This is a genomic window from Anaerotignum sp. (genome assembly GCF_045122575.1).
Lineage (GTDB): Bacteria > Bacillota > Clostridia > Lachnospirales > Anaerotignaceae > Anaerotignum_A.
In genome coordinates, this window is record NZ_JBGVHV010000078.1 from 1 (window position 1) to 6,113 (window position 6,113).

Consider the following 6,113-nt stretch of genomic DNA (forward strand, 5'->3'; position numbering starts at 1 on the left):
ACTGTGTAAATCTTTGGTGGTCATTTCCTTTTCAAACATTAGAAAAGCAAGTTTCTTTCTGTCAATCCTCATATATTCACCTCCCCCCAGAGAAATATTCATAAACGAATATTTTCTTGACATTTTTATAATACTATTCTATACTGAATATGTCAAGAAAATCTGTTTGCATTTTCGAATATTTCATTTATACTTGTAGTGGAGGTGTTCCACTATGGGCGTAAACGATTTTATTCAAGTAGGAAGTAGAATTAAGGAAGCAAGGCTAAATCACAAACCTAAAATTTCTCAAAAAGAAATGGCTAGATTATTAGAAATCCCAGTGCCAACCTATTCAGGTTACGAAAACAATCACAGGGAACCTAACAGAGATACTATTGAAAAAATCGCAGAAATTCTCGGAGTATCTGTAGAATCTTTAATGGGAATCTCTGAACGAAAATATATAGATTTATTTACCGGCGGTAGTGCAGCAAATAAGATTTTCTTAAAAAATGCGGAAGAAATCCTTAACAAACGACTCGCAGAGCTTGGGTTAGAAGCCCAGGATATTACAAAAGATATTGCCCGTAGCACAACAGAAATGATGAAAACACTCGGTCAATCTACTGTAGATAATCTGCAAGACATCTTAGAGCCTTACAGCAAACTTAACGATAAAGGTAAACAAAAAGCTGTGGAATATACCAACGATCTGACGCAGATCGATGAATACACAAAAAAATAACCGCCTCGGCGGTGATCCGAAACGGTTACTTGTTTTCGATGGAACAGAAGTGTACCACGAAAACTGATTTTCGAAAGGTTTTGCGAAAAAAGAAGAATTTTCAAAAATCCCTTTTTACGGGTGTAAGTGTTCTGCATCCTGGTTCTACAGAACAAACACACTGTTTTGCCCCTATTATGGGGATAGCCGCCTCAGGTGCACAATCCCGAAACGGCTAGGAAGAATGCGAAAACCTTCGCATTACTCTTATATTATACCTAAAAACACTTGAAAACTCAACGAAACAGAGCATTTTCAGCGGTATATACAATGCTTTTGTTTCTAGTATTTCTATTATACTTATTCCTAACAAATTGCATAAAAAATCCCCATCCGACTGCAATCGGACAGGGGTTTTATAAGCGGTCACACTGTTGTACAACACGCCCTAGCAAGCAAATTATAGCATATGACCGCTTTATTTTCTATACCCAAAAATAAGGAGGTTTATTTTTATGCCCGTTTATTATGATGAAAACCGTAAGAGCTGGTACACCAGTTTCTATTATCAGGACTGGCAGGGGAACCGTAAACGCAAAAAGAAAGAAGGCTTTGCCCGGAAAAAGGATGCACAGGAATATGAGAAAAACTTCTTAGCTCTACACTCTGGATCCTGTGGAGATATGACATTCGGACAAATGACAGAGCTTTATCTAGCTGACTGCAAGATCAGACAGAAGCCTACCAGTTATGCAGTAAAGGAAAGCGGTGTAAATAAGCACGTTCTTCCATACTTTAAAGACACGCCGATCAATACGATCACCGTTGCGCAGGTCAGACAATGGCAGAATGAGCTATTGGACAGTGGGAAGTATGGCGCAAACTACCTCCACACCATTAACGGGTATCTGTCAGCCATTTTCAACCACGCCATGAAGTTTTACGGTCTGCAGAAGAACCCAGCAAAGGAATGTGGTAAAATCCGCGGTAAACGCCCTGAGCTGCAGTTCTGGACACTAGAACAGTTTAACGCCTTTATAGAAACCTACAAAGGGCAGTTCCCAGAGTATCCAATCTTTCTACTGCTGTTCTGGGTTGGGTTACGTTCTGGGGAGCTTATGGCTCTGACACTGGATGATTTCAACTTCGAAAAGCACACCGTCAGGATCAATAAAACCTATCACCGATTAGATAAACAGGATCTGATCCTTACACCCAAGACAGAACGCAGCAACAGAGAGCCTACCATTCCCACATTCATAGAAGAAGCTGTAAAAGAGTATGCCGCCATGCTGTACGATTACAAGCCGTCAGACAGGCTCTTTGATGTGTCCAAGCATTTCCTCAAGCACCGCTTAAACAAAGGCACACAGGCCGCAGGACTGCCCCAGATAAGGGTACATGATTTAAGGCATTCCCACGCATCACTCCTTATCCATCTGGGATTCTCCCCTCTGGTGATCCAGGAACGCCTAGGACATGAGAATATCGAAACCACACTAAATATCTACAGCCACCTTTACCCCACACAGCAAGGGGAGCTGGCAGCCAAATTACAAGAGGTTTTCATCAAATAGTACGTTTTTAGTACGGTCAGATAAAAAAGAACCCCAAGAAATACTGATTTTTCAGCATTTCAAGGGGTTTTGTTATTTAGTCATCCAGAATAATAAAGCTGTAGTCAACGCCTGTGCGTTCCATAAAATAATTCTTTGCCGCAATGTCGGAATCCACACGAGCCGCCGTCCAGTATTCCCCATTCATATAGGCAACACAGCGGGAGCCGTCTGTCAGACGGAAATAGGCACAGCTTGCTGTGGCGCACTGATAGGCGATCTGACTTTTACTTGTAATAAGATAATTGCTGAACAGTGCCGCAATGGCACCGCCCTGCTCTGTTTTCACCAGATTTCTCCATGCCGCCAGATTATATTTGGGCAACACTTCCACATTAAAGTCCGGCACCAGTTTATTGATGGCGTTGATGGGGTATGCATCCATCTGCACATTGGGATATACCACTTCCCAGAAACCATCATCGTTTTTCAGAATATACTGCTTGATATTTGCCGCATTGGAAGCCGGAGAAAAGGTTACAGATGCATATTTATTGTCTTTTCTGATCTCACGAACATACAGGTCTTCGAATTTCCCTTCATACAGACCGATATAGTTCAGTATACGGCCATATTCTGCAGAAGCAGAAGAAAGTCGGCCTACCGTGCCATGGCTCTGATGATATCTTGCCAGCAGGGACGTATAATCAGACTGGGAGATCTGTCCCGCCTTGCCGTCGGCACAGGCCAGCACATATTTATTGTTCAGCTTCACTGCCGCAAAGGCACAGAATTTTCTGCCGCCGGAGGGCACATTTGCCCCCTCATATCTGGCAAGGTCGCTGCCGTCGATCAGCAGGATCTCATATCCTGTTGTATCCAGACCGCTCTGCAGATAGCCTTCCTTCACCAGCATGGCAGGGGTTATGTAACAGCCGTCATAATAGCCGTAAAGTTTCCCGTTTTTGCTCATCCATCCACGCTTTGCCCCGTTGATGCGGTAATCCTGCTGGGCTGCTGCCGCCACCGCGGTCAGGTTTTCGTAATGCATGGATATTTCGCTCTGCCAGAAGGGCTTCGTCTGCGTTTTTTTGGATTCTTCTTTTTTCTTATCTGTTTTTTCCTTATCTTCTTCTGTTTTATCTTTATCATCTTTCCCACCGGGAACGATGATCTCCATTGTATGGCCATCCTCCTGCTTTTCCTGCGCAGGGGGCACGTCCTCCTGAGCAGTGCTGCCAAAATTACAGCCGCTCATACAAACACAAAGACCCAGAAGAAGGCATAGAAAGCGCCAGCTTTTATTCTTCACGATAATCATCCTCTTTATCTTTGATCGCTTCGTATACAGAAAGCAGTTCTTCCTGATGTTTATCCAGAATGTCTGTCAGTTTCTGTTCCATCACGTCCTGTTCTTCTGCGAAGGGGAAACGCACCACCCATACAGGGTCATAATGGCCGTCTTCTTCTTCGATGGCATCTACCAGCGCGCCTACGGTTTCTGTATCATAATAATCATAAACCGCATCATATTCCCAGTCCTGCAGTTCCTTATCACAGGTCAGGCGCAGAACGACTTCCGCCCCTTCTTTTTCTGCGTAAATATTGAAGATCAGACCGCTGTTTTCGGGCAGGGTATATGCGCCCATTTCCTTTTCCAGAAAGCCTGTTTCCGCATCTTTCAGCATGATTACGATTACTGTATCTTCCATGTATAGTCTCCTTCTATCCACTGATATCTACAAAATTCTTATCTGATCATTATACTACAAAATCCGCCGAAACGCAACAATTCCTACCCCTTCACAGGGCTTATCTGCCTATCTGACGAAAAGAGAAACGATTTGTTCCCCTTATTTTTCAATTTCCGAACAAGAGCAAAAAGGCGTTGGCTCTCCTGCATGTTCGCCAAGGAATTTTTCCATATAATACATCCCTCTCCACTGCCCCAGTTTATAGGCGCAGTTGGTCAGCCTGCCCGCCACGCGATACCCCATTTTTTCATGGAAAGCTACGCTTTCGGGGTTCGGGTCTGCGATCAGGGCAATGGCTGTCTGCACATTCTGCTGTTTCAGTTTTTCCTCCAGGGCTTCATAAAGCATCCTGCCGATGCCCCTGCCGTGGGCTTCTTTTCTGAGATAGACCGTTACCTCTGCCGTCCAGCGAAAAGCCGCCCGCGGGTGAAAGGCCGAAGCATAGGCGTAGCCAAGGATGACGCCATTCTCCACCGCTGCCAGATAAGGATAATTTTTTGTTGTATTTGCAATGCGCCCCTGAAATTCTTCCACAGAGGGCACTTCATATTCATAGGTCACCGCCGTCTGTTCCACATAGGGTGCATAAATAGAGACCAGTTCCGCCGCATCTGCCACAGTCACGAGTCTAAGCATGATTTTCTCCATATTTCTTCCTCTTTTCATCTGTTTTTTCTGATTGTACGCCTTTTTCCCGCAAAAGAAAAGCCCTACAGGTTTCCCCGTAAGGCTTCTTTTCATTTGATGGTCGTCTGCTCTTCGTATAACGAAAAGGCTTCTTTCCCCAGCCCACAGAGAGGGCAGATATAATCCGGCGGCAGATCTTCCCATGCCGTCATGGCAGGGATCCCGTTTTCCGGCTCCCCCTTCGCCTCGTCATAAATATAGTCGCAGGCATCACATTTATATTTTTTCACCGCATATCACTCCCTTCTGAGAGAAGTATGGGCAAAAAGATAGGTTTTATTCCGCTTTCAGAATATCCTGCAGGAAGCTTTCCGCTTCAAAGGCTGCCCCCAGCCCCAGATAATCGGAGATGGTCTGACCCAGATCGGCAAAGGTTTTGCGGACACCAAGGTCAACGCCTTCCTTTACCTTCCTCCCGTAAGCCAGCACAGGTACATATTCTCTGGAATGGTCGGTACTTGCCGTTGTGGGGTCGCAGCCATGGTCTGCCGTAATGAACAGGATATCCTCCTCTTTCATCAGCGCCATGATCTCCGGCAGCTTGCTGTCGAAATATTCCAGAGCAGAAGCATACCCTTCCACATCATTTCTGTGACCATAGATCATATCCGTATCCACCAGATTGGTGAACAGGATCCCTTCAAAATCTTCTTTCATAAACTGCAGGGTCTTTTCGATGCCTTCGGCGTTGTTGGCCGTATGGTCTGCCTTTGTCATGCCGCGGTGTTCAAAAATATCCTCGATCTTGCCGATGGCAACCACTTCCATGCCTTTTTCCTTCGCCAGATCCAGAATCGTCACACCCGTCGGTTCCAGAGAGAAGTCCCTTCTGTTTTTCGTACGGGTGAAGCCTTCCTGCTCATTGCCGATAAAGGGACGGGCAATAACACGGGCCACCCCATGTTTCCCCGTCAGGATCTTTCTGGCTTTTTCACAGATCTCGTACAGTTTTTCCACAGGGATCACATCTTCATGGGCAGCGATCTGGAATACACTGTCCGCAGAGGTATAGACGATGGGATAGCCTGTTTTCACATGCTCCGGCCCCAGATCCTGTATGATAACTGTCCCCGATGCGGCATAGTTGCCGATAGATTTTGTGCCGATGGCTGCTTCAAAGGCATCCATGACCTCCTTGGGAAATCCCTTTTCTGTATAGGTAGGAAAAGGTTCCTTTGTGATCACGCCTGCAATTTCCCAATGGCCTGTGGTCGTGTCCTTGCCGATAGAGCGTTCCGCCATTTTGCCAAAAGCACCTTTGGGTGCTTCCACTTTGCCCAGCAGCGCAACGCCTTCCCCCTGAATATTGCCCAGACCAAGGCCGCAAAGATGGGGCAGGCTGGTTTCGGGTCTTGCTTTTTTGATATTGACTAATGTATTGCTGCCGGCATCGCCGAAATCGGCCGCATC

General features: G+C 45.7%; 7 protein-coding genes. 2 read left to right on the forward strand and 5 right to left on the reverse strand.

Features of this window, described 5'->3' with window-relative positions:
* The first annotated feature begins 214 nt into the window (after positions 1 to 214).
* Both ACJMLT_RS03480 and ACJMLT_RS03485 read left to right on the forward strand, forming a co-directional pair.
* Complete coding sequence (locus ACJMLT_RS03480; RefSeq protein ID WP_405726654.1) at positions 215 to 727, forward strand: helix-turn-helix domain-containing protein; 513 nt, start codon at positions 215 to 217, stop codon at positions 725 to 727.
* Positions 728 to 1,221: 494 nt separating this feature from the next.
* Positions 1,222 to 2,283 (forward strand): site-specific integrase, encoded by a 1,062-nt coding sequence (locus ACJMLT_RS03485; protein ID WP_405726657.1) that lies wholly within the window; start codon positions 1,222 to 1,224, stop codon positions 2,281 to 2,283.
* A gap of 76 nt (positions 2,284 to 2,359) precedes the next feature.
* Here the strand turns inward: ACJMLT_RS03485 and ACJMLT_RS03490 are convergent, their stop codons facing one another.
* From ACJMLT_RS03490 to ACJMLT_RS03510, 5 genes are all read right to left on the reverse strand, one after another.
* Entirely contained in the window at positions 2,360 to 3,574 is a 1,215-nt protein-coding gene (locus ACJMLT_RS03490; RefSeq protein WP_405726660.1) for a hypothetical protein, read from the reverse strand.
* Positions 3,564 to 3,974, reverse strand: coding sequence for a DUF6762 family protein (locus ACJMLT_RS03495; protein ID WP_405726663.1), 411 nt, complete (start codon positions 3,972 to 3,974; stop codon positions 3,564 to 3,566). Before ACJMLT_RS03495 ends, ACJMLT_RS03490 begins: the two co-directional genes overlap by 11 nt.
* Positions 3,975 to 4,115: 141 nt before the next feature.
* The gene (locus tag ACJMLT_RS03500) at positions 4,116 to 4,664 is read right to left on the reverse strand and encodes a GNAT family N-acetyltransferase (protein ID WP_405726666.1); all 549 of its coding nucleotides are present in this window, start codon (positions 4,662 to 4,664) and stop codon (positions 4,116 to 4,118) included.
* A gap of 89 nt (positions 4,665 to 4,753) precedes the next feature.
* Positions 4,754 to 4,933, reverse strand: coding sequence for a rubredoxin (locus ACJMLT_RS03505; protein WP_405726669.1), 180 nt, complete (start codon positions 4,931 to 4,933; stop codon positions 4,754 to 4,756).
* 46 nt (positions 4,934 to 4,979) lie between these two features.
* A partial coding sequence (locus tag ACJMLT_RS03510; RefSeq protein ID WP_405726672.1) for a phosphopentomutase occupies positions 4,980 to 6,113 on the reverse strand: 1,134 nt, incomplete at its 5' end.

What these genes read in the sequence shown, in the direction of transcription:
- ACJMLT_RS03480 (WP_405726654.1), top strand. Translation starts at nt 215, where the DNA reads ATGGGCGTAAACGATTTTATTCAAGTAGGAAGTAGAATTAAGGAAGCA.
- ACJMLT_RS03485 (WP_405726657.1), top strand. Translation starts at nt 1,222, where the DNA reads ATGCCCGTTTATTATGATGAAAACCGTAAGAGCTGGTACACCAGTTTC.
- ACJMLT_RS03495 (WP_405726663.1), bottom strand. Translation starts at nt 3,974, where the DNA reads ATGGAAGATACAGTAATCGTAATCATGCTGAAAGATGCGGAAACAGGC.
- ACJMLT_RS03500 (WP_405726666.1), bottom strand. Translation starts at nt 4,664, where the DNA reads ATGGAGAAAATCATGCTTAGACTCGTGACTGTGGCAGATGCGGCGGAA.